This window comes from Xanthomonas sp. NCPPB 2922 (assembly GCF_041520885.1).
GTDB classification, from domain to species: domain Bacteria; phylum Pseudomonadota; class Gammaproteobacteria; order Xanthomonadales; family Xanthomonadaceae; genus Xanthomonas; species Xanthomonas campestris.
The window spans coordinates 1-21,793 of the sequence record NZ_JBGOFY010000008.1 but is presented as its reverse complement, the minus strand read 5'-3'; the positions used below and the strand labels follow the sequence as shown (position 1 = coordinate 21,793).

General features: G+C 65.8%; 18 protein-coding genes. 10 read left to right on the top strand and 8 right to left on the bottom strand.

From position 1 onward, the window contains the following. Window positions 1-37 precede the first annotated feature (37 nt). Entirely contained in the window at window positions 38-1,027 is a 990-nt protein-coding gene (gene dmeF / locus ACD584_RS10995; protein ID WP_076035788.1) for a CDF family Co(II)/Ni(II) efflux transporter DmeF, read from the bottom strand. Window positions 1,028-1,091: 64 nt separating this feature from the next. Here dmeF and ACD584_RS10990 point away from each other — a divergent pair, with 64 nt between their 5' ends. The 6 genes from ACD584_RS10990 to ACD584_RS10965 all read left to right on the top strand — a co-directional run bounded on the left by ACD584_RS10990 (window position 1,092) and on the right by ACD584_RS10965 (window position 6,223). Continuing rightward, a complete protein-coding gene (locus ACD584_RS10990) occupies window positions 1,092-1,364 on the top strand; it encodes a metal/formaldehyde-sensitive transcriptional repressor (RefSeq protein WP_070693844.1) in 273 nt (90 codons plus the stop codon). Between the two features lie 489 nt (window positions 1,365-1,853). Further along, the gene (locus ACD584_RS10985; RefSeq protein ID WP_116923862.1) at window positions 1,854-2,441 is read left to right on the top strand and encodes a hypothetical protein; all 588 of its coding nucleotides are present in this window, start codon (window positions 1,854-1,856) and stop codon (window positions 2,439-2,441) included. Beyond that, window positions 2,438-2,638, top strand: a complete 201-nt coding sequence (locus ACD584_RS10980; RefSeq protein WP_076035789.1) for a helix-turn-helix transcriptional regulator — start codon at window positions 2,438-2,440, stop codon at window positions 2,636-2,638. Before ACD584_RS10985 ends, ACD584_RS10980 begins: the two co-directional genes overlap by 4 nt. A 66-nt stretch (window positions 2,639-2,704) precedes the next feature. Next, window positions 2,705-4,255 carry an alpha/beta hydrolase gene (locus tag ACD584_RS10975; protein WP_076035790.1) on the top strand — a complete coding sequence of 517 codons (1,551 nt, stop codon included), beginning with the start codon at window positions 2,705-2,707 and terminating at the stop codon, window positions 4,253-4,255. Between the two features lie 31 nt (window positions 4,256-4,286). After that, a complete protein-coding gene (locus ACD584_RS10970; RefSeq protein ID WP_011039041.1) occupies window positions 4,287-5,033 on the top strand; it encodes an ATP-binding cassette domain-containing protein in 747 nt (248 codons plus the stop codon). Continuing rightward, a complete protein-coding gene (locus ACD584_RS10965; protein WP_076035791.1) occupies window positions 5,030-6,223 on the top strand; it encodes an ABC transporter permease in 1,194 nt (397 codons plus the stop codon). The genes ACD584_RS10970 and ACD584_RS10965 overlap by 4 nt, the downstream gene beginning before the upstream one ends. Before the next feature lie 404 nt (window positions 6,224-6,627). Here ACD584_RS10965 and ACD584_RS10960 read toward each other — a convergent pair whose 3' ends face one another. The 5 genes from ACD584_RS10960 to ACD584_RS10940 all read right to left on the bottom strand — a co-directional run bounded on the left by ACD584_RS10960 (window position 6,628) and on the right by ACD584_RS10940 (window position 14,238). Beyond that, a complete protein-coding gene (locus ACD584_RS10960; protein WP_115007612.1) occupies window positions 6,628-7,635 on the bottom strand; it encodes an energy transducer TonB in 1,008 nt (335 codons plus the stop codon). A 138-nt stretch (window positions 7,636-7,773) separates the two neighbouring features. Beyond that, window positions 7,774-9,336 (bottom strand): tryptophan halogenase family protein, encoded by a 1,563-nt coding sequence (locus tag ACD584_RS10955; protein WP_372357288.1) that lies wholly within the window; start codon window positions 9,334-9,336, stop codon window positions 7,774-7,776. Between the two features lie 9 nt (window positions 9,337-9,345). Beyond that, on the bottom strand, window positions 9,346-10,359 hold the full coding sequence (locus tag ACD584_RS10950; protein ID WP_076035793.1) for a cupin-like domain-containing protein: 1,014 nt from the start codon (window positions 10,357-10,359) through the stop codon (window positions 9,346-9,348). After that, window positions 10,349-11,050: a SapC family protein gene (locus tag ACD584_RS10945; RefSeq protein WP_175611471.1), complete on the bottom strand. Its 702-nt coding sequence runs from the start codon at window positions 11,048-11,050 to the stop codon at window positions 10,349-10,351. The genes ACD584_RS10950 and ACD584_RS10945 overlap by 11 nt, the downstream gene beginning before the upstream one ends. 173 nt (window positions 11,051-11,223) lie before the next feature. Further along, complete coding sequence (locus tag ACD584_RS10940; RefSeq protein ID WP_076035794.1) at window positions 11,224-14,238, bottom strand: TonB-dependent receptor; 3,015 nt, start codon at window positions 14,236-14,238, stop codon at window positions 11,224-11,226. Window positions 14,239-14,489: 251 nt separating this feature from the next. Between ACD584_RS10940 and ACD584_RS10935 the strand changes: the two genes are divergently transcribed. Together ACD584_RS10935 and ACD584_RS10930 are read left to right on the top strand one after the other, a co-directional pair. Next, window positions 14,490-15,179, top strand: a complete 690-nt coding sequence (locus ACD584_RS10935; protein ID WP_070694624.1) for a glutathione binding-like protein — start codon at window positions 14,490-14,492, stop codon at window positions 15,177-15,179. A gap of 493 nt (window positions 15,180-15,672) precedes the next feature. Further along, window positions 15,673-17,901, top strand: coding sequence for a S9 family peptidase (locus tag ACD584_RS10930; RefSeq protein ID WP_076035795.1), 2,229 nt, complete (start codon window positions 15,673-15,675; stop codon window positions 17,899-17,901). 280 nt (window positions 17,902-18,181) lie between these two features. On the opposite strand, the gene ACD584_RS10925 is transcribed toward ACD584_RS10930, so the two are convergent. Then, window positions 18,182-18,553: a hypothetical protein gene (locus tag ACD584_RS10925; protein WP_076035796.1), complete on the bottom strand. Its 372-nt coding sequence runs from the start codon at window positions 18,551-18,553 to the stop codon at window positions 18,182-18,184. A gap of 274 nt (window positions 18,554-18,827) precedes the next feature. On the opposite strand from ACD584_RS10925, the gene ACD584_RS10920 reads away from it, so the two are divergent. Beyond that, entirely contained in the window at window positions 18,828-20,621 is a 1,794-nt protein-coding gene (locus ACD584_RS10920; RefSeq protein ID WP_175611472.1) for a DUF885 domain-containing protein, read from the top strand. A gap of 258 nt (window positions 20,622-20,879) precedes the next feature. Here the strand turns inward: ACD584_RS10920 and ACD584_RS10915 are convergent, their stop codons facing one another. Then, complete coding sequence (locus ACD584_RS10915) at window positions 20,880-21,350, bottom strand: hypothetical protein (RefSeq protein ID WP_054088446.1); 471 nt, start codon at window positions 21,348-21,350, stop codon at window positions 20,880-20,882. 201 nt (window positions 21,351-21,551) lie between these two features. Between ACD584_RS10915 and ACD584_RS10910 the strand changes: the two genes are divergently transcribed. Next, the coding region (locus tag ACD584_RS10910; RefSeq protein WP_170873897.1) for a hypothetical protein at window positions 21,552-21,793 on the top strand (242 nt) is incomplete at its 3' end.

The window sequence follows — 21,793 nt, the reverse complement described above, 5'->3', positions numbered from 1 at the left end:
CTGCTGCCATGCGCGATCGCACGGCGCATTACGCGTCTTACACCGCTGCAGAAGCGCCCTCGGGGCGCTGCACTTCCACCGTGATGTGCACCAGTTCTTCGTGGATCTGTAGCGCCGCGCGGATGGCTTCTGCGGCGACGGTGGCTTCGGTGACGAGGCTGATCAGACAGGCGTAGCGGTCTGTGCCGATGCGCCACACATGCAGGTCGGCAATGCGTGCGGCGTAGGGCAGTGCAGCGATCACCTCGCGGATTTCCTCCACCACCGGCGCATCCATCTCCGCATCCAGCAACACCCGGCCGGTGCTGCGCAACAGCCCCCAGGCCCATACGGTGACCAGCACCGCACCAACGATGCCCATGAGCGGATCCATCCAGGTCACGCCCCAGCGCATGCCGACCACCAGCGCCACGATCGCCAGCACCGAGGTGGCTGCATCCGCCACCACGTGCAGATACGCCGCGCGCAGGTTCAGATCGCTGTGGCCGTGCGTGTGCGCGTGGCCATGTGGTCCATGTCCGTGCGCATGTCCATACCCATGCGCGTGATCATGGTGATGCGCATGGCCATGCGAATCGCGCAGCCACCACGCACAGATCAGATTGACCAGCAGGCCGACGACCGCGATCGCGGTGGCTTCCGGGTAATGCACCGGTTTGGGCGAGACCAGCCGCTCCACCGACTGGAAGGCCATCAACCCGGCCACACCCAACAGCAGGATTGCGCTGGAGTAGCCGCCCAGCACTTCGACTTTCCAGGTGCCGAACGCGAAGCGCCCGTCGCGGGTGTGGCGGCGCGCGAATGCGTAGGCGAACAACGCCAAGCCCAGTGCCAGCGCATGCGAGCTCATATGCCAGCCGTCGGCAAGCAGGGCCATGGAGTTGAGCACCCAACCGCCCACGATCTCCACCACCATCATCAGCGCGGTCAGCACGACCGCCTTGCGGGTGCTGCGCTCGGCAAGCGGGTTGCCACCCACAAAGGCCTGCGGTTGCGCACAGTGCGGGAGGGGCGGGGTGTTCGACATGGGCGAGGCGGCCTGACTAAGATACCCCCCGATGGTATCCGAAATACCCCTGGGGGGTATCTGCATGGCGCATCTAACTCAGGACAAATCCAAGCTGCTCGCGCGGGTCCGCAAGATTCGCGGGCAGGTCGAGGCGCTGGAGAAAGCGCTGGCGCAGGATGTGGAATGCACCGCCTTGCTGACCCAGGTCGCCGCCTTCCGCGGTGCTGCGCAAGGCCTGATGGTGGAGCTGCTGACCGAGCACCTGCAGCACCATGTCGCTGCACCGGACGCGCGCGGCACGCGCGAGCAGGCCGTGGACGAGGTGGCGGCGATTCTCAAGACGTATTTGAAGTAGCGCGGCGCGCGCTGCATGCACCGATTGAAGCGTTGCATGCAATCGCGTGGCCGCGAACAACGACTCATCAATCGCATCGCTGCCGGCACGCGCGCTGCGGCGCTGGGGCAGAAGGTTTTGACTCGGCGGCTCCGGAGATATTCCCTCGTCTTCGGGACGTCACGATCGCCTCGAAGCCGCTCCCACGTCGAATTCGTGCATGCCCGGACCCGCAACGCTCAGCTCTGGCGCGTGCTCCACCAATCCGTGATCCATGGCAGCCAGGACGCCCATGCGCCGCCTGCCGAGCCGCGCAACATGTAAAGGACGCTTGACAGTCCGCCCGGTGCCGCGCATTGTGCCTGTCAAGTGAACTTGACAGGCATGTCGCATGCATCAGCACCTCCCACCGCACTGGGCGTCAGTGCCTCCGGCAGCACCGCGTCGCCGCAACCACGCGCACGCTGATGCACTGCAATTGCACGCAACATCCGGAAAGGCGCAACGCGCATGAGCGGCTGCAAACGCAGTGCACTGGTGGCGTTGGGCATCAGCCTGAGCTTGCTCGGCGGCGGTGCACTTGGGTATTGGCGGGTGCTGCCGCTGGGCCAGTATCTGATTGGCCTGTGCGTCGGTATGGGGGCGGCGGGCCTGTTGATGGCGCTGATGCTGTGGCTGTCACCCGGCGGCATGCGCGACAGTGTAGTGCCGGCGCTGGCGCGGCGTTACTACCGTGAATTCGGCATCCCGATGCTGTTGTACGTGGCGGTGATGCTGTGCTGGCCAACGCTTCTTGCGCGCGTGGGGCCGCACTGGGCGCGCACGCTGATCGCGTTGTTGCCTGCGCTGTTGTTGATGCTGGTGATTCGTGCGGTGGCGCGCTTCGTGCGTGATTCGGACGAGATGCAGCGGCGGATCGAACTGGAATCGATCGCCATCGCTGCCGGGCTGGTGAGTGCTGCGTACATGACCGGCGGGTTCCTGCAGGCGGCGCAGTTGATCGACATCCCGGCCACGGTCGCAATGTTGTGGGTGTTCCCGGTCCTGTGCGCCACCTACGGCATCACCAAGGGCGTCAACGCGCGCCGCTACCAATGAACAGCCGCGTGCGGGAACTGCGCGAGGCCAGTGGCTGGTCGCAAGGGGAGTTGGCCGAGCAGCTGGGCGTGTCGCGGCAAACGATCAACGCACTGGAGACCGGCAAGTACGATCCCAGCCTGCCATTGGCGTTTCGCATCGCGCGTCTGTTTGGGGAATCGATCGAGCACGTCTTCCTGTTTGAAGACGGGCAGTAGCCGCAACGGTCACGTCGGGCCGGATGCAGCGTCACAGGACCATGGATCACACGGAGATCAGCGGGAATGGCAAAGCACGTCAGGACAATGACGCTGGTGCTTGCGCTGGCAGTGGCGCTGGGCGGCTGCCAGCGCGCGGGCGAGGGCGCCGTGGCGGCCACGGGCAAGGGGCAGGCCGCGTCCACCACGGGGGCGGGCAATGCCTACGGCCGCCTGCAGTTTTCGCCATGCACGCTCAGCTCCGGCAGCGCCGCCGGCAACATCGAGGCGCAGTGCGCACAGTTGCAGGTACCGGAAAATCCGGCCGCGCCGAACGGGCGCAAGCTCGCGCTCAAGATCGCCTGGCTGGAAAGTGACGCAGGCGCCAGCCACGCGCCGGACCCGGTGTTCTTCATCGCCGGCGGGCCCGGGCAATCGGCTACGCAGGTGGCGGCGATCGTCGACATGGGCCTGCGCGAAGTGCGCAAGCAACGCGACATCTTTCTGGTCGATCAGCGCGGCACCGGCGGCTCGCATCCGCTGGAATGCCGCGATGCGGACGGCACGCCGCTGGTGCTGGAAAACGACAGTGCCGCCACCTCCGAGCAGCTGAGCGCCTATGCGGCGCGCTGTGCTGCAGGGCTGCGCAACGATGCCGACCCGCGCTATTTCACCACCAGCGAAGCCATCGGCGATCTGGATGCGGTACGTGAGGCGCTGGGCGCGCAACAGATCAACCTGATCGGCGGCTCCTACGGCACGCGCGTCGCGCAGCAGTACGCGGCGCGCTACCCGCAGCACACCCGCACCGTGGTGCTCGATGGCGTGGCCCCCAACGATCTGGTCATTGGCGGCGAATTTGCGCGCACCTTTGAAGACGCGATCGCGTTGCAGACCACCCAATGCAAGGCGCAGCCAGCCTGCGCCAAGCGTTTCCCGGTGGACACGCGCACCCAGCTGCGCCAGGTGGTGGAGCGCCTGCGCCAGGCGCCGGCACCGGTGGATTACCGCGACCCACGCACCGGTGAACTGCATCACCAGGAGGTCAACGCCGATACCGTAGCCGCCCTGGCGTTCGGGTTTTCGTATGCGCCGGAAACCGCCTCGCTGCTGCCGCTGGTGCTGGACGAAGCCGCTGCGGGGCGCTACGCGTCGTTGATGGCGCTGGCGCAGATGAGCGGCTCGGACATGGCCGACCAGATGAATCGCCCGATGCAGTGGTCGGTGCTGTGCAGTGAAGATGCGGGGCGCTATCGCGCGCCGGCTGCGCAGGACGACACCTTGCTGGGCGCGCAGGTGGCGGAGATGTTCTTCGCAGCATGCAAGACATGGCCGTCCAAGCCCACTCCGGCGGCGGCATTTGCGCCATTCCGCTCCACGCTGCCGGTGCTGCTGTTATCCGGCCAGCTCGATCCGGTGACCCCGCCGCGCTACGCCGCACGTGTGCTGCAAGGCCTGCCCAACGGCCGGCATCTGATCGCGCCCGGGCAGAGCCACGGTGTGTTCCGGCTGGGTTGCATGCCCAAGGTGCTGGGGCAATTCCTGCAGACCGCCGATGCCAAGGGCCTGGACGCGCGCTGCGTGGACAGCCTGACCGATGTGCCCGCGTTTACCTCGTTCAACGGATGGGAACCATGAGCCGCACCGACCACGCCACGGAGGCGCACGCATGATCGTCGTCGACAGCTTGCACAAATCCTTCAAGACCAAGACCGGCCTGGTGAAGGCGGTCAACGGGGTCAGCTTCAACGCCGCCGATGGCCAGATCACCGGCTTGCTCGGCCCCAATGGTGCCGGCAAGACCACCACCTTGCGCATGCTCTACACCTTGATGACGCCCGACCAGGGCAGCGTCCGCGTGGATGGCGTCGATGCTGCGCACGACCCGGTCGCGGTGCGCCGCGCGCTGGGCGTGTTGCCGGATGCGCGCGGCGTGTACAAGCGCTTGAGCGCACGCGAGAACATCGCCTACTTCGGCCAATTGCATGGCATGTCGCGCACGCAGATTGCCGAGCGCACGCGCCTGCTGTCGCATGCACTGGACATGGACGACATCCTGGACCGGCAGACCGAAGGTTTCAGCCAGGGCCAGCGCACCAAGACCGCCATTGCACGCGCGCTGGTGCACGACCCGCGCAACGTCATCCTGGACGAACCCACCAACGGGCTGGACGTGATGACCACGCGCGCGATGCGCGGCTTCCTGCAGCAGCTGCGCGCCGAAGGGCGCTGCGTGATCTTCTCCAGTCACATCATGCAGGAGGTGGCGGCGCTGTGCGATCGCATCGTCATCATTGCCAAGGGCACCGTGGTGGCTGCCGGCACCGCCGATGAGCTGCGCGCGGCCACCGGCGAAGACAACCTGGAAGACGCCTTCGTCAAGGCGATCGGTTCGGACGAGGGACTGCACGCATGAGCAAGATGTCATTTTTCGCCACGTTGGGCACCGTACTGCGCAAGGAACTGCGCGACATCGGCCGCGACCGCCGCACCCTGGCACTGGCGTTGTTGTTGTCGCCCTTGCTGTATCCGATCCTGATCCTGGGCATGGGCGCGCTCAGCGAAAGCCGCGTGCGCACGCAGATCGACAAGCCGCTGGACATCCCGGTGCTTGGCCGCGAGCACGCGCCTAATTTGGTGCGTTTTCTCGCCGCGCAAGGGCTCAACGCAGTGGACGCGCCGGCCGATCTGACCACCGCCATCCGCGACCAGGAGGTGGACGTGGCGCTGCGCATCAGTGCGCACTACGCCGACGACTGGCGTGCCGGGCGGCCGGCGCTGGTGGAGATCATCAAGGACAGCACGCGCCGCGAAGCCGACGTGCCGGCGATGCGCCTGCAGGCCGCTCTCAGCGGCTACAGCCAGCAAGTGGGTGCGTTGCGTCTGCTCGCACGCGGGATCGATGCGCAGGTGGCGCGGCCGCTGGAGATCGCCGCGCAGGACCTGGCCACCGCCGAGGCCAAGCGCGGGCAGATGATGGCGATGCTGTTGCCGGTGCTGCTGGTGATCACCTCGTTCCTGGGCGGCGCGTCGTTGATCCTGGACGCCACCGCCGGCGAACGCGAACGGCAGTCGCTGGAACCGCTGCTGGCTACGCCCGCGCCCCGCAGTGCGATCGTCAGTGGCAAGATCGCCGCAGCCTGCGTGATCGGCATGGTGTCGCTGTTGCTGACGTTGCTTGCCTTCAAGCTCAGCGCGCAGTTGTCCAGCTCCAACCTGGGGCGCCAGCTCAACGTGGGCTTCGTGCCGATCCTGCAGATGCTCTTCATCCTGGTGCCGATGCTGTTCATCGGGACCTCGCTGCTGACCTATCTGGCCGCTGCCGCCAAGAGCATGAAGGAAGCGCAGGCGCACATGACCTGGCTGCTGCTGCTGCCAATGCTGCCCGGTTACGCGCTGATGGCCTATCCGCTGAAGACGCAGTTGTGGCATTTCGCGGTGCCGTTCCTGGCGCAGAACCAGATGTTGCTGAAGGTGATCCGCCACGAGCAGATCAACGCGCAGACCTGGGCGGTGTACCTGCTGGCCGGGTTCGGTCTGGCGGGGGTGCTGTGGTACGCCGCCGTGCGTCGATATCACCAGGAGCGGCTGGCGATTTCGGGCTAATGGTCCTTCTCCCGTCGGGAGGAGGCGGCGCGCAGCGCCGGATGCGGGTACGGGTTGTTGGTGCGAATGCCTGTTACAGATGTTGATGTTGAATGATTGAACGTTGCTGTTGCCGATGCAGTTCGTGATGTCCAATCTGCCGCCGTACCCTCACCCCAACCCCTCTCCCGCAGGAGAGGGGCTTTAATCCTTCTCCCCTCGGGAGAAGGTGCCCGAAGGGCGGATGAGGGTACGGATGGCCAGCCAACAAAAAGCCCGCATCGCTGCGGGTTTTTTGTTGGGCGCCTGGTATTTGCCAGAAGTGCAGTGCATCAATCGTCAGCAACCATCAACCATTGGCCATCAACAATGACCAACGTACCAACTCAGCCGCGCGTAGCCCCTGCAAGCACCCAACCACTCACTCAGCCGCCCGGGTTGAATGACAGCGTGCGGCGGGTGGTCACCGGCGCGGCCACCGGTTCGAAGCGCCAGCGCTTCACGGCGTTGAGGGCTTCACGGTCGAACACGCGCGGCGGGTTGGCACGCAGCACGCGCGAGGCGGTGATCGAGCCATCGGTGCCCACGGTGATCTCCACCAGCACTTCGCCGGAGGTACCGGCGCGCAGGGCTTCGGGGGGATAACGCGGGGCCGGGGTGCTGATCGGGCGCAGCGACGCGGCCGCCGGGGCGGCGGCTGCAGCGGCCGGCGCCGGGCGTGGTGCGGCGGGCGTGGGTGCCGGCTCGGCCGGGCGCTTGGCGGCGGCCTGGCGTTCGGCTTCGGCCGCCTGCTGGCGCGCTGTTTCCTGTTGGGCGGCGATCTGCTGGGCCGCAGCGGCCTCGCGCGATTGCTGCTCGGCCAGGCGCTTCTGCTCGGCGGCCTGCTTGGCCTTGTCTTCAACCAGCTTCTTGGCCTGTTCGGCGTCCTGCTCGGTGCGGTTGGCGGCGGTCTTCATGCCGGTTTCCAGGCCGCTCTTCAGACGCGGCAGCGCCGGTGCCTTGGGGTCGACCTTTTCGATCAGCGCGATCAGGCGCTGCGCTTCGGGGAACTCCTCACGGCTGATGCCCTGTTCGGCGGCGATCAGCGTGTACGGCATCAGGTCGGTCAGCGCGCTGTTGACGGTGGCGTCCTGCGGCTGCTTCTCGCGTAGCGCCAGGTAGTACTCCACCGCGTTGTCGCCGGCCGGGGCGTACATGCGGTTGTCCTGCAGCGCCTTGGTGGCCGATTCGCGCAGCTGATCGGCTGCCATCGACTGCACCTGCGGGGAGACCGCGGTGGCCGCCGTAGGTGCCGGCGCGGTGGCCGGTGCCGCTGGCGTGGTGCCCGCGGTGGCGGCAGGTTTTTCTTCCTGCTTGGAGCAGGCGGCCAGGCCAACCAGCAAAATGACCGGCGCGATCCGGCGTGCCATACGGCCCTGTGTCAGATCCAACATGCGTCCCCCTTACCCCGAGTGCGAAAGATAACGTTGCTGCGGTGAGCGCCGGCCCTTGTTCCCGCAAGGGTCGGCAATGCCGCAATCTAGCATTGCTGGGGCGGTCTAAGCCAAGGGTTGCCGAGATGCCCGCGAAATTCAGGCGGCCGGTGCGGCCAGCGGCGTGCCCGGTGCCGGCTGTGGCAAGGGCGCGGGCAGTGCCGGGGCCGGGCAATAGCGGCGCAGGAACTCGGCATGCGGCGGCAGGCGGGCCAGCGTGGCTTCCACGCGCTGGCGGATGCCCTCCAGCAACTGGCTCAGCTCGGCATCGCCCATCAGGTCGGCCACCGGGTGATGGTGCCGCGGCACGATGCCCTGGCCCAGCATCACCTGGATCCAGGAATTCTCTGCGAACAACTCATTGCCCTGATGGAACACGCGCCCGCTCTGGCGGAACAGCTCCATGCGATGGCGCAGGCTGTCGGGGATGTCCATACCGGCGCAATCGCGCCAGAACGGCGTGTCGCGGCGGTCGGTGGCGTGGTAATGCAGGATCACGAAATCGCGGATATGCGCGATCTCCTCGGCCGCCTGCCGGTTGTATTCGGCGATGTCCACCGGGTCGATGACCTGCGGGAAGGTCTGCAGCAGGCGGACGATGCCGCGCTGGATCAGATGGATGTTGGTGGACTCGATTGGCTCCAGAAAGCCGCTGGCCAGGCCCAGCGCCACGCAGTTCTTTTCCCACACGCGGTGGCGCTGGTTGGGGGTGAAGCGCAATGCCCGCGGGGTGGTGAGGGCGCGGCCCTGCAGGTTGTGTTCCAGCACCTGGGCGGCGCTGTCCTGGTCCATGTAGCGGCTGGAATACACGATGCCGTTGCCCACCCGGTGCTGCAGTGGAATGCGCCACATCCAGCCGGCGCGATCGGCGCGCGCGCGGGTGAAGGTCACTGGCGCGCCCACCGATTCGGTCTGCACGGCCAGCGCGCTGTCGGCGAACAACCAGCGCGACCAGTCCTCGCTGCCCACGCCCAGCGTCTGGCCGATCAGCAGCGCGCGGAAGCCGGTGCAATCCAGGAACAGGTCGCCCTCGATGCGGGTGCCGTCGTCCAGCACCAGGGCGGCGATGTCGCCGCTGTGCGCGTCGGTCTGCACGCTGCCGATGCGGCCTTCGATGCGCTGCACGCCGAAGCCTTCGCTGAAGCGGCGCAGGAAGCGCGCGTACAGCCCGGCGTCCAGGTGATAGGCGTAGTTCATGCCGCCGTTGGGCAGATGCGCAAAGCGGCCTTCCTGCGCGGCCCGCAGCTCCAGGCAGTAATCGCCGAAGTCGCGCGCCACGCCGCGTGCGCGTGCCTTCAGCCAGAAGTGCTGGAAGCCCGCGCTCCAGTGGTCGGTGCCGGTGTGACTAAAGGAATGGATGTAGTGGCGGTCCACATCGCGCCAATGTTCGAAGGCGATGCCCACCTTGAAGGTGGCCTGGGTGGCGGCCATGAACTGCGCTTCGTCGATCTCCAGCAGCCGGTGGAAGGTCACCAGGCTGGGGATGGTGGCTTCGCCCACGCCCACCGTGCCGATCTCGTCCGATTCCACCAGGGTGATTTGCAACTGCCGGCCGAGCAGCTTGGACAGCGCGGCGGCGGCCATCCAGCCGGCAGTACCGCCACCGGCGATGACCACGCGGCGGACCAGGCGTTGCGACTCGGAGGGGACAGGGGCGTGCATGGGAGATCCTCAGCGATTCAGGCGTTGCAGCAGGCGCGCGCGCAAGGCGCGGGCGCGGGCGTCGTCCATCGGGGCGAGCACGCCGCGCGCGGCCTCGGGCAGATGTGCGGCGGTGTCGGCATCGGCGTCGAACACATAATGGCGGAACACTTCCTGCCAGGTGGCGCGTTGTTCGGCCGGCAGGTCGCGGATGGTGAGCAGCGCCAGCATCAGCGCGTTCATTGGCGAATCCATGTAGGCCGGACTTTGCCGCCACCAGAAATTGACCAGCACGTTGAAGCCGTCCAGTGCCTGGATGTGGTGCCACCACATGCTGGGCATGAACACCGCATCGCCCGGTTCCAGGTCGGCCACCAATGCGTGTTCCAGCGCCTGCGCATAGCGCGGGAAGCGCTCCAGGTCCGGCGCGGTGATATCCACCAGGCTGACCGGCTGGCCGGCGGGGGTCAGATCCAGCGGGCCGATGTAGAGATTGGCCAGCTGCTCCGGCGGAAACAGCGTGAAGCGGCGGCGCCCGGCCACCACGCAGGCGAGGTTGTCGGGCAGGTCCTGGTGGGCGGCAATGCGGGTGCGATTGCCGATCCAGATGCTGGCCAGCGGCTCGGCCTGCGGCAGCGCGATGGGGTTGTCCGCGCGCAGGCCGGGCAGGTAGGTGTCCAGCGTGGTGGAGCCCACGTAGATCGCCGGCGGCTGCGCTACCTCCAGATCGCGCAGCAGGGTCTCCAGCACCACCGCCAGCGGCACCCGCTCGGGCCGGAAGTTGAAGCCGCTCATGTCGGCGTTGTAGAAGAACCGCCCTGCGATCTCCGGTGGCCCGACCTGCGCCACCACCGCCTCGCCGCGGTCGAACCTGCGCAGGTACTGGGCGGCGGCCTGCGCAGACTGCGCACCGGCGCGGGCCAGCGGCCAGTCGCGCACCAGCCCGCGCAACACCAGCGGCGTGGTCGAGCGCAGCAGTGCCGGATCCAGTTGCAGTGGATCCAGCCCGTGCAGTTCGGCGATGGGGCGCGGCTCAGCCGGCATGGCGGCGGTTCATGCGGTCCAGCAGGTGGCGGAACTGCGCGATCGAGGCCACCGCCATGTACAGCGGTTCCAGATCGCCATGCTTGTGCAGGCTGAGCAGTGCTTCGTCACCCAGCACGCGCAGGCGCTCTTCGTGCACCGCATACAGGCCGGCGAGCCGGCATTCCACGCCGTTGTCCAGCGTGGCCTCGAACACGAACGGTTCCAGCAGGTCGTGCGCCAGCACGCGGCCCATGAAGTCCCGCGTGGCATGCAGCCCGTCATGCAGCGTACGCAGCACCTGGCTGATGCGCTCCAGAAACTCGGTGGTGCCACCGTGCTCGCGGAACAGCGGCTCGCCTTCGGCGGTGCTGATGCGCGGGCTGTCCAGATCCACATGCACCATCGGCCCGTCGGGCTGCTGGCCGATCAAAAACGGTTGGCGCTGGATCGCCAGCGGCACATATGGCGCATCCCAGCGCGCGCCGTCCAGGAACAGGTTTTCGCCCATGCGCAGGCCCAGCAGGGCCAGCGGCTGGAACTGCCCATCGGCATCGCGATGGAACACGATTGGGTATTGCGCCTGAAGTTGGCGAAATTCCAGCGGAAAAGTGGCGGCCGACATCACGTTGTCGCCATAGGCGGCGCCGTGTGTGGTGATCACGCGCAGGTCGCGGTGATCGAGATTGTTCAACAGCACGGGATCGGTCATGGGGAATGGCACAGCACGCGGGGCGCGTGGCCCATGCTTCAACGAATCGCCGTGCGACGGCAAGCCCCATGGCGCAACGCCGCAGGGCCGGCCGCAACGGCCATGTACGTCTCCCGACAGCCAGGCTGCCGGGAGACGCATTGGATCAACACAGCAATCGCATCAGAACCGCATCACCAGAACTTGTAACGCACGCCCAGCATGTAGCGCGGGCCGGTCTGGGTGGCATAGACGATCTGGTTCGACTGCCTGCCGTGCTGGCGCTGCACCTCGTCGGTGAGGTTGATCGCCTCCAGGCTCAGCGACAGGTTCTCGGTCCACTGGTAGCCGATGCTCAGATCCAGCTGACCATAGGCTTCGGTATAGACCGGGTTGGGCTGGCCGCTGCCATCGAAGCGCGCGGCCAGGAACTCGTCGCGCCAGTTGTAGGCCGCACGCACCTGCCACTTGTCCCTGTCGTAGAAGCCGACCACGTTGGCCGAATCGCTCAGCCCTTCCAGCGCGAACTGCTCGCCGATCACATAGTTGTCGTATGTCAGGCCCGAGTCGACCATGGTGTAGTTGGCCGAGACGCCGAACCCGCTGTCGCCGAACATGTGCTGCAGGTTGAATTCCCAACCGTCCAGCGACGCCGAGCGCTGGTTGGCCGGCGCGGTGATGGCGAAGTTTGCCACCGGGTCGCCGGGCTGGCCGCTGATCACGCCAGTGGCGTTGCCGTTGGCATCGTCGGCCCCGCGGACCACGCCGGGTGCGCCGCCGCGGTTGCGGAAGATGTAGTTGCGGATACAGGTCAGGTCGGCCGAGGCGCAGCCGTTGCCCAGCGCTTCGTTCCAGTACGCGCCACCCACCGGGGTGTTCAATCCCAGCGAGGTGTCGTTGCGCGTGGTCACGCCGATGTAGTTGTCGATGTTCTTGCGGAAGAAGCCCACCGAGGCGTAGCTGGCATCGCTGTAGTACCACTCCAGCGAGAAATCGATGTTGTGCGAGAGCAGCGGCTTCAGGCCGGGATTGCCTTCCTGGCCGGTGCCGCCTTCTACGCGCGCGATCTCGCTGAGCGTCTGCCCGCCCTGGATATCGCCCCAGCCGGGTCGGCCGATGGTTTCGCCGTAGCTGGCGCGCAGCACCAGGTCGTCGGTGAGTTTGAAGCTCAGGTCCAGGCTGGGCAGCCAGTACTCGTACTTGCCGCTGCCGCTGGCAAACGCCGAGTTGGCCACACGGATCGGCAACTCGTTGTTGGCGACCCAGTCGATGCCCACTGCCACCGGCACCAGTGCCTGCGCGTCCACCTTGGTTTCTTCGTAACGCACACCGGCGGCCAGGCTGATCGGCACGCGCAGATCGTCCCAGCTGTTGTTCCACTGCAGGTAGGCGTTCTTGGATTTTTCGGTCACGCGGCGGTCGGTGGTGAACACCGGCGAGATGCGGTACAGCGCATCGTCGCCGGCCACTTGCGCGGCGGCCTGACGTGCGCGTTCGAAGTCGAACAGGAATAGCTGGTTGAACTGCGACGGGTTGCCGCTGCCGTCGATCGCATCGAAATACTGCGCAAACGAACTGGGAATCCACAGATCGTCCGGGTAGTCGGCCGCGGTGCCGTTGCCGCCCCAGGTATCGCGCTGCACGTTGGAGAACGCCGAGCGGTTCTTGACCTCGGTGCTGCCGATACCGAACTTCAACTGCGAATAATTTTCGAAGGTGAAGTCGCCGTTGACCTGCGCCTGGTCGATCTCCGACTTCATGTAGCTGTTGCGGAACGCCGAGCCGGTGACCAGCGTGCGCGAGGGGTCCAGCCCGTTCAGGCCAAAGCCCAACTGCTGCTGCAACACCGGGAAATCCTTGCTGAAATCCACCACCGAGGTGCCGCGGTAAAAGCCGGACACACCCAGCGAATTACTCGAGCCGTACGGGCTGTCCGCACCGGCTTCGGCCGTGGAGCGGTGGATATCGAAGTTGAGCTTGAACTGATCGTTCACCGCCCAATCCACGTTGAAGCCCAGCGACTTGTTCTGGTTGCGCGTGGCCGCGTTGGAGCCGGCGGTGGCCAGATCGCTGGTGGCCGGATTGACGATTTCCGAATAGGTCACCGGGCCGGCGACCGGACCATTGGTCCAGGCGCTGGCCGAAGGCCCATAGTTGAACCACACCGACATTTCATTACGCTGCTGCTGGATCTTGTTTTCCGAGTACGTGTAATCCAGCGTGGTGGTGATGTTGTCCAGTGGCTTGTACTGCAGCACCAGCTGACCGTTGGTACGTTGGCGTTCGACGCCAACCACGCGGTAGTTGAGGTTCTGCGGCACCGAGTAGATGTCGTTCGGGCCGGGACGGTTGGTGATGTTCTCCGAGCCCGGCGCACCCGGCTGCGGGATGGTGCCGTAGGCGGTGGAATCGCCGCGGAACGAACGCCAGCCGTTGGGCACGCCGACCTGGCTGTAGCCGAAGTCGCGTTCCTGGTAGCTGCCGCTCAGCGACACGCCGAAGCGTCCATCGGCCGAGGTAGTGCTGAAGATGCCGGAAATTTCCGGCGTCAGCGCATCGCCCTGCAGGCGGCCGGGCAGATTCTCGTTGGACGCATCGTGCACGCCCTTCAGCCCCACATTGGCATGCATGCCCGGGTTGTCCAGCGGCCGGGCGGTCTTGATGTTGATGGTGGCGCCGATGCCGCCGGTGGGCGTGCTGGCGCGGCTGGTCTTGAACACTTCGATGCCGGAGATCGACTCGGACGCCAGGTTGGCGAAGTCGAACGCGCGCGAGTTGGAGGCATTGGATTCTTCGATGCTGGCGCCGGGCATCTGCCGGCCGTTCAACAGCACCAGGTTGAAGTCCGGGCCGACGCCACGCACGGTGACACGCGAGCCTTCGCCCAGCGAGCGATCGATCGACACACCGCTGATGCGCTGCAGCGACTCGGCCAGGTTGGTGTCGGGGAACTTGCCGATGTCCTCGGCCACGATGCCGTCGACGATGCCCTGCGCATCGCGCTTGACGTTCATCGACGAGGTGAGGCTGCCGCGGATGCCGCTGACCTGCACGGTATCGAGCGTGGCGGGGTCGGCCTGGCTGGAGCCGGGGACGGTCGAGGCCGACTGCGGCGCCGGCGCGGTTTGCGCGGCCAGCGGTGCGGACAGTGCAAACAGCAAGGCAGACGTCAGGCGTCGCGTACGCGGCAAGGTGCGTGGCTCTCTCACGGTGTTTCTTCCCCAAATGAACAAAACGCCGGTCCGACCTGGACAGGCAAGGTTAATTAAGCAGTCGTGCATTTGTTAGCGCGGCTCTTAACAAGTCAACTTGCACTGCAGCATCGGCCGCGAGCCAATCGCGTCACACATCGTTCCAGCCGGCGCGGCATTGGGCACCGTTGCCTGGCTACGCTTGGCCGTACCATCGGACGTTGCCGGCGCGCCGCTGCGTGCGGATTCCTTCCGAACTGGAGCATCTGATGATCGACCTGTACTACTGGCCCACCCCCAATGGCCACAAGGTCACCTTGTTTCTGGAAGAGGCCGGGCTGGAGTACACGCTCAAGCCGGTCAATATCGGCAAGGGCGAGCAGTTCGAGCCCGCCTTCCTGCAGATCTCGCCCAACAACAAGATGCCGGCCATCGTCGACCACGCACCGGCCGGGGGCGGCGCGGCGCTGAGCGTATTCGAGTCCGGCGCGATCCTGCTGTACCTGGCCGAGAAGACCGGGCGCTTTCTGCCGCGCGACGCACGCGGCCGCATCGCTGCGCTGGAATGGCTGTTCTGGCAGATGGGCGGGCTGGGCCCGATGAGCGGCCAGATGGGCCACTTCACTGTCTATGCGCCGGAAAAGATTCCCTACGCGATCGAACGCTACAACGCCGAGGTGCGCCGGCTGCATGGCGTGCTCGACAAGCGCCTGGCCGAGCACGCGTTCCTGGCCGGCCCGGAATACGGCATCGCCGACATGGCCAGCTACCCGTGGATCGAAGTGTATGGCGACCTCAAGCCGGACTACGCCGCGTTCCCTCATGTGAAGCGCTGGCACGACGCCATCGCCGCCCGCCCGGCCACCCAGCGCGCGTACGCGTTGAAGGACAAGGTCAACCCGGATGCCGGCAAGCCGCTGAGCGAGGAAGAGCGCAAGCACCTGTTCGGCAAGCGCTGAGGCAAAGCGGTAGCAGCGGTCGCGCAACAGGCCGTGCGGTGAGAGCGGCGACTGTTGCAACTGCGCAGCAAGAACCACCGCAAAACCGCATCAGCACGCAACAAAGACAAGCAGCAACAGCAAGCAGCATCAGGGGTTGGCAGCGGCACGCGCATACACCAACCGCGCACGACACAATCCGGCAGCTCTAGCCCCTCTCCCCCCGGGAGAGGGGTTGGGGTGAGGGTACGCAAGTGGCGCCAGACCCACCGCCCCCGCAACGTGCGCCGTCTGAAATGCGCACCCCGCATCCGCAGCGCGCCAACTGCAACCACCAGCCCACAGGCACCCCTGCTCGCCGGAAAACAGCGCAACCACAACACCCCAGCATCACGCTGCAGCACACGCGCACCGCCGCAGACACCGCCCCTCATCGCACACACGCGCCACCACTGCGCTTCTCAAACACTCCACGCGCCCGCATCCTGTGTGCTGTCTCCAGACAGGATCTTCAATGCGCGCCCTGTTCGCCGCCCTTACCCTCATGCTCAGCACTGTCGCCACCGCCCACGCCGAAAAACTCACCCTAGAGGCCATCACCGGCCCGTTGCCGTTGTCTGGCCCGACGCTGATGAAGCCCAAGGTCGCGCCCGATGGTTCGCGGGTGACCTTCCTGCGCGGTAAGGACAGCGACCGCAACCAGCTGGACCTGTGGGAATACGACATCGCCAGTGGCCAGACCCGGCTGCTGGTGGATTCCAAGGTGCTGCTGCCTGGCACCGAGACCCTGAGCGATGCCGAAAAAGCCCGCCGCGAGCGCCAACGCATCGCGGCCTTCGCCGGCATTGTCGATTACCAATGGGCGCCGGATGCGCACGCGCTGCTGTTCCCGCTGGGCGGCGAGCTGTATCTGTATGACCTGCGCAAGACCGGCAGCGCCGCGGTGCGCCAACTCACGCATGGCGAAGGTTTCGCCACCGATGCCAAGCTCTCGCCCAGGGGTGGCTTTGTCAGTTTCGTGCGGGCGCGCAATCTGTGGGTGATCGATCTTGCCAGCGGCAAACAACTGCAACTGACCCGCGATGGCAGCGACACCATCGGCAATGGCGTGGCCGAATTCGTCGCCGACGAAGAAATGGATCGCCACACCGGGTACTGGTGGGCACCGGACGATTCGGCGATCGCCTTCGCGCGCATCGACGAATCCGCCGTGCCCATCCAGAAGCGCCCGGAGGTCTACGCCGACCACACCGAGGTGATCGACCAGCGCTATCCGCAGGCCGGCCAACCGAATGTCACCGTGCAGCTCGGCGTGATCGCCCCGCGCGCGTCAGCGAAACCACAGTGGATCGACCTCGGCAAGCAAGCGGACATCTACCTGGCGCGGGTGGACTGGCGCGATGCGCAGCGGCTGACCTTTCAGCGCCAGTCACGCGACCAGAAAACCCTGCAGCTGATCGAAGCCACGCTGGCCAGCGGTCAGCAGCGTGTGCTGATCACCGAGACCTCGCCGACCTGGGTGCCGCTCACCAACGATCTGCGCTTTCTCAAGGACGGCCGCTTTCTCTGCAACTCCGAACGCAGCGGCTATGAGCACCTGTACGTTGCCTCCGAGGACGGCACCACGCTCACACCGCTGACCTCCGGCGCCTGGGTGGTGGATGCACTGCTGGCGGTCGATGAGCAGGCTGGCCTGGTGTACTTCGCCGGCAGCAAGGACTCGCCGACGCAAACCCACATCTACGCGGTGCCACTGGGCGGCGGCGCCATCGAAAAACGCTCGGCATCCAACGGCACGCATGCGGCCAGCTTCGCCAACAACGCCAGCGTGTATGTCGATACGTGGTCCAACACCACCACCCCGCCGCAGATCGAACTGTTTCGCGCCAATGGCGAAAAGATCGCCACCTTGTTGCAGAACGATGTGGCCGACCCGCAGCATCCCTATGCCAAATACCGCCAGGCGCAGCGCCCGGTGGAATTCGGCACGCTCACTGCCGCCGATGGCAGCACGCCGCTGCACTACCGGCTGATCAAGCCGGCCGGTTTCGACCCGTCAAAACGCTATCCGGTTGTGGTGTATGTCTACGGCGGCCCGGCCGCGCAGACCGTGGTCGATGACTGGCCCGGTCGTAGCGATGCACTGTTCGATCAATACCTGGCGCAGCGTGGCTACGTGGTGTTTTCGCTGGACAACCGCGGCACCCCGCGGCGTGGCCGCGCGTTCGGTGGCGCGCTGTACGGCAAGCAGGGCACGGTGGAAGTAGACGACCAGTTGCAGGGCGTGGCGTGGCTTAAGACGCAACGCTGGGTGGATGCGGCACGCATCGGCGTGCAGGGCTGGTCCAACGGCGGTTACATGACCTTGATGCTGCTGGCCAAGCACAGCGAGGCGTATGCCTGCGGGGTGGCGGGCGCACCGGTCACCGATTGGGGCCTGTACGACACCCATTACACCGAGCGCTACATGGACCTGCCTGCCGGCAATGCGGCCGGTTATCGCGAGGCACGCATCGCCACCCACCTGGATGGCCTGCGCGCCAAGCTGCTGCTGATCCACGGCATGGCCGACGACAATGTGCTGTTCACCAACTCCACCGCGCTGATGAGCGGGTTGCAACAACGCGGCACGCCATTCGAACTGATGACCTATCCCGGCGCCAAGCATGGGTTGTCGGGCAAGACCGCATTGCATCGCTACAAGACGGCAGAAGCGTTCCTGGCGCGTTGCCTGCAGCCCTGAGCAGCTCAGCACGCTAGGCTTGGCAGAGCGAGTGCGCGCTACAGTGCGAACGAGAGGTTGGACGCCAGATATTTGCGCAGCGAAGTCAGATCTAGCAACTGCGGTGGGCCTGCATGCATGCGCTTGCGCATGTCAGCTTTCGAAACAGACAGCGCCACAAGCGCACAGGTTCGCAGGCTTTAGTGACGATCGATCCTTCACCTGGCGCAGCATTGCTGATTCACAACAAGCAATTGCTGCGCCAGGGTAGGCAAGCGCGGCACCACTTAGATGGTGGTACTCAATGGTCGAAAGGAACATTCTCCGGTTTTTCTTTGCCTTTCCACTGGCCTTGTTTTTTTGCCTGCGGGCAGATGCTCATGTACTGGCCGACGGCAGTCACTGCAGTCTGCGTCCACACCTGAAAACAGACATTACCGACACAGCAGGGCCCCGTGCTTGTTGGCCACGGGCAATAGCCAGGAACAGCGACCCACGTGCCTGAAATTGGGTCGATCGGCGTCCAATTTTTATCTTCGTCCTTGCATCCCTGCGTGCAAAACACGAAAGGATCGTTCTTACGGCACACGAGCTCTTGGTAGACACTTTGTCCCGCTGCGCTAGCTACCTGAGTGAACAGCAGAAGTGCAAACATCCCTATCCAGCGTTTCATGACAATTCCTTAAAAGTGCTGAGGCTTGAAGTGTACGGGCGACATATGGTAAGGCAAAGCTCGCTTGTGTGCAGCTGCGTCCTGGCATGAGAGGTTCTCATGCCAGCTCTCGGGGTTACTGAGCACAAAAGGAAGAACGTTCCCCGTCCGATGTTGCAGGCTTGGGCGGCATTGGAGGCGGGGGCAGCGAGCCTTACAGTGCTGGCGGCACAGAGCTCTTGTAGGGGCTTGTTGCCCAGGGTAGGGTCGGCTCATCCTTAAAATGAATCATCCAATGAAGCCACTTCTACTTGCGATTTCCCTCGTGCTGGCAGTGCCGACATATGCTGCGGCAAAAGACAGGCCGCAAACACCTGCAGCCCAACCCGCCACTCCGGCATGGGTCAAGACCAGCAACGGCTGCGCGCAACTCCTGCTGAGCGCCCAGGCACCGTTCCAGCCGGAATACGCCAGTTTCTTCGGCGTGCCCGGCTACGACGATCAGGTGGTCGATCTGGGTCCGAACAACGCAAAGCGCTACCGCGAGGCGATGGCCGCCGCGCGCACCGCGCTGCAGGCCAAGCTGGCCAGCGAGCGCGATCCCAACGTGCGCCAGGACCTGCAGATCATGATCGGTGCGGCCACCGACAACATCGAAGGCAGCGAGCTCAACGAGCGCTACCTGCTGCCATGGAACGATGCGCCGCAGCTGGTCTTCAGTGGTCTCAACGGGTTGTTGTCCGACCAGACCGCGCCGGATCGCCGCGCCAAGGCGCTGGACCGTCTCAAGCGCTACGTGGGTCTGGTCCCGGGCACCACCCCGACCACCACCCTGGCGCGCCAGCGCTACGAGGAGCAGCTGGGCAACAAGACCTTGCTGCAGCCGACCGAGCGCGAGGTCGAGCAGGCCTTGGCGAACGTGGACACCTATGTGGCCGGCATCGGCGAGTTGTTTGCCAAGTACAAGATCGCCGGCGCCGACGAGGCGCTCAAGGCCATGTCCACCCAGCTCAAGGACTATGCCAGCTGGACCCACAGCACTGTGTTGCCAAAGGCGCGCAAGGACACCCGCCTGCCCGAGCCGCTGTATGCCTATCAGCTCAAGCAGGTGGGTATCGACATCGCGCCGCAGCAGCTGATCCAGCGCGCGCAGCTGGAGTTCATGGAAACCCGCTCGGCGATGCGCCAGCTGGCGCCGCTGGTGGCTAAGGCCAAAGGCGTGCAGGGCGAGGACTACGTGCAGGTGATCCGCGCGCTCAAGCGCAACACCATTGCCGATGACCAGCTGGAAACCCACTACCGCGGCGTGATCGACCAGATCGACCCGATCATCCGCCAGCAGCGCATCGTCGATGTGCCCAAGCGGCCGATGCAGATGCGCCTGGGCAGTGCTGCCGAAAGCGCTGCGCAGCCCGCACCGCACTTCCTGCCCGCACCGCTGATCGGCAACACCGGCCAGCAGGGCCAGTTCGTGCTGCCGCTGGGCAACCCCGGCGCGGAGGGTGGCAAGAAAGAGCAGTACGACGACTTCAACTTCGGCTCGGCCGCCTGGACGCTTAGCGCCCATGAAGGCCGCCCGGGGCACGAACTGCAGTTCACCGCGATGGTGGAGCGCGGCGTATCGCTGGCGCGCAGCATGTTCGCCTTCAACTCGGTCAACGTCGAAGGCTGGGCGCTGTACGCCGAAGCCGAGATGGTGCCGTACGAACCGCTCGATGGGCAGCTGATCGCCCTGCAGTTCCGCCTGCTGCGCGCCGCCCGCGCCATGCTCGACCCGATGCTCAACCTGGGCCTGATCGATCGCGAACGCGCCCGCCAGGTGCTCGAAGACGACGTCGGCCTGTCGGCCGCCATGACCCGCCAGGAACTGGACCGCTACACCGTGCGCGCCCCCGGCCAGGCCGGCAGCTACTTCTACGGCTACACCCGCATCCTGGAACTGCGCATGCGCACCGAACTGGCCCTGGGCAAGAAGTTCGACCGCCTGGCCTTCAATAACTTCCTGCTCGACCAGGGCCTGCTGCCGCCGGACCAGCTGGCCCAGGCGGTGGAGAAGCAGTTCATTCCAGTGCAGCAGTCCAAGCGCTGATCAGCGTGTAGTCAGTCGTCAGGAGGGACGCGATGCCTGCAGCCTGCAGGCATCGCGTCTGCACCGCAGGCCTTCGTCCAACTGAGTGTGGCGCTGCGCCCTGGTCTGGCGTATCACGTAAAAACTAAGAGCGGCTGCTACAAACGTAGCGAGCTGCCATCAATGCTACGAACCACGCGCGAGCACCGCATCGCTGCACCGTCCATCGTTTCCGCGCATTACTGCAGGCGGCTGATGCGCTTCGACAGCTGCCGAATGTCAGCGCACAGGCGGCGCTGACTGCGGTGCGTCACGTTGCTCGGCCCCGGCCGGCACCCAGATCGCCATGCCCGCCGCGCGCTTCTGGGTGGTGGGAATGCCGATGCCCAGGCCGCCGCCGACGCGGCCGCCGTAGCTGCCACCGCCCACCGACAACCCACCGCCGGAGCGTTCCGAGCCCACGCCGACGATCACCACGCCGTTGGCGCCGAGCTTGGCGGCTTCGCGCTTGAGGCGTAGCACTGCGGCATCGGTCTGGCCTTGGGTGCCGAAGCCGGCGGCGCTGGTGGATTCGAGTTGGGCGATCTCGACCGAGCCCACTGGCGCGTTGGAGTAAACCTGCACCTGCGCCGGGTCGATCGGCGCGCGTGGCTGGCCCAGCATCACCTTGGAACTACTCGCACAGCCAGCCAGCAAGGCCGCTGCGGCGGCACCGATGGCCACCTGCCTGATGCGTGACTGCATATTCATACCTGGCCCCCCGTGGGTAATGGCAGTGATCATCCGGCGCCTGGACTGAATCGCGCCGGACTTTGCGCACACCCTAGGCCGGCCCATGTGAGCCCGCCGCCAAGCCGCCATTGGTCACGGTGACCACCCGCCTACGGCGCGCCGGCACCGGCGCCGCTAAGCTGGGCGCCTTCCGAGACACGTGCGAGGTGATGTGTGGGATTGATCAGCCTGCTGTGGGGCATTGTGGCGTTGCTGTGGATGGTCCTGGCCTTCATTCCGCTGCTGGGCTGGGGCAACTGGTTTCTGATCCCGTTCGCGGCCTTTGGTGCGCTGATCGCGGCCATCGCCTTGTTGTTCACCTCGGCCGGCAACCGTGGCCGGGCCAAGACCGGCCTGTTGCTCAACGGCCTGGTGATCGTGGTGGGCGTCATCCGCCTGAGCCTGGGCGGTGGGGTGATCTA

Excerpts from the sequence above, each read along its gene's own strand:
- ACD584_RS10985 (WP_116923862.1), top strand. The coding sequence starts at position 1,854 with ATGAGCGGCTGCAAACGCAGTGCACTGGTGGCGTTGGGCATCAGCCTG.
- ACD584_RS10930 (WP_076035795.1), top strand. The coding sequence starts at position 15,673 with ATGCGCGCCCTGTTCGCCGCCCTTACCCTCATGCTCAGCACTGTCGCC.
- ACD584_RS10955 (WP_372357288.1), bottom strand. The coding sequence starts at position 9,336 with ATGCACGCCCCTGTCCCCTCCGAGTCGCAACGCCTGGTCCGCCGCGTG.
- ACD584_RS10950 (WP_076035793.1), bottom strand. The coding sequence starts at position 10,359 with ATGCCGGCTGAGCCGCGCCCCATCGCCGAACTGCACGGGCTGGATCCA.
- ACD584_RS10970 (WP_011039041.1), top strand. The coding sequence starts at position 4,287 with ATGATCGTCGTCGACAGCTTGCACAAATCCTTCAAGACCAAGACCGGC.
- dmeF (WP_076035788.1), bottom strand. The coding sequence starts at position 1,027 with ATGTCGAACACCCCGCCCCTCCCGCACTGTGCGCAACCGCAGGCCTTT.
- ACD584_RS10975 (WP_076035790.1), top strand. The coding sequence starts at position 2,705 with ATGGCAAAGCACGTCAGGACAATGACGCTGGTGCTTGCGCTGGCAGTG.
- ACD584_RS10960 (WP_115007612.1), bottom strand. The coding sequence starts at position 7,635 with ATGTTGGATCTGACACAGGGCCGTATGGCACGCCGGATCGCGCCGGTC.
- ACD584_RS10980 (WP_076035789.1), top strand. The coding sequence starts at position 2,438 with ATGAACAGCCGCGTGCGGGAACTGCGCGAGGCCAGTGGCTGGTCGCAA.
- ACD584_RS10915 (WP_054088446.1), bottom strand. The coding sequence starts at position 21,350 with ATGAATATGCAGTCACGCATCAGGCAGGTGGCCATCGGTGCCGCCGCA.
- ACD584_RS10965 (WP_076035791.1), top strand. The coding sequence starts at position 5,030 with ATGAGCAAGATGTCATTTTTCGCCACGTTGGGCACCGTACTGCGCAAG.
- ACD584_RS10920 (WP_175611472.1), top strand. The coding sequence starts at position 18,828 with ATGAAGCCACTTCTACTTGCGATTTCCCTCGTGCTGGCAGTGCCGACA.
- ACD584_RS10990 (WP_070693844.1), top strand. The coding sequence starts at position 1,092 with ATGGCGCATCTAACTCAGGACAAATCCAAGCTGCTCGCGCGGGTCCGC.
- ACD584_RS10935 (WP_070694624.1), top strand. The coding sequence starts at position 14,490 with ATGATCGACCTGTACTACTGGCCCACCCCCAATGGCCACAAGGTCACC.
- ACD584_RS10925 (WP_076035796.1), bottom strand. The coding sequence starts at position 18,553 with ATGAAACGCTGGATAGGGATGTTTGCACTTCTGCTGTTCACTCAGGTA.
- ACD584_RS10945 (WP_175611471.1), bottom strand. The coding sequence starts at position 11,050 with ATGACCGATCCCGTGCTGTTGAACAATCTCGATCACCGCGACCTGCGC.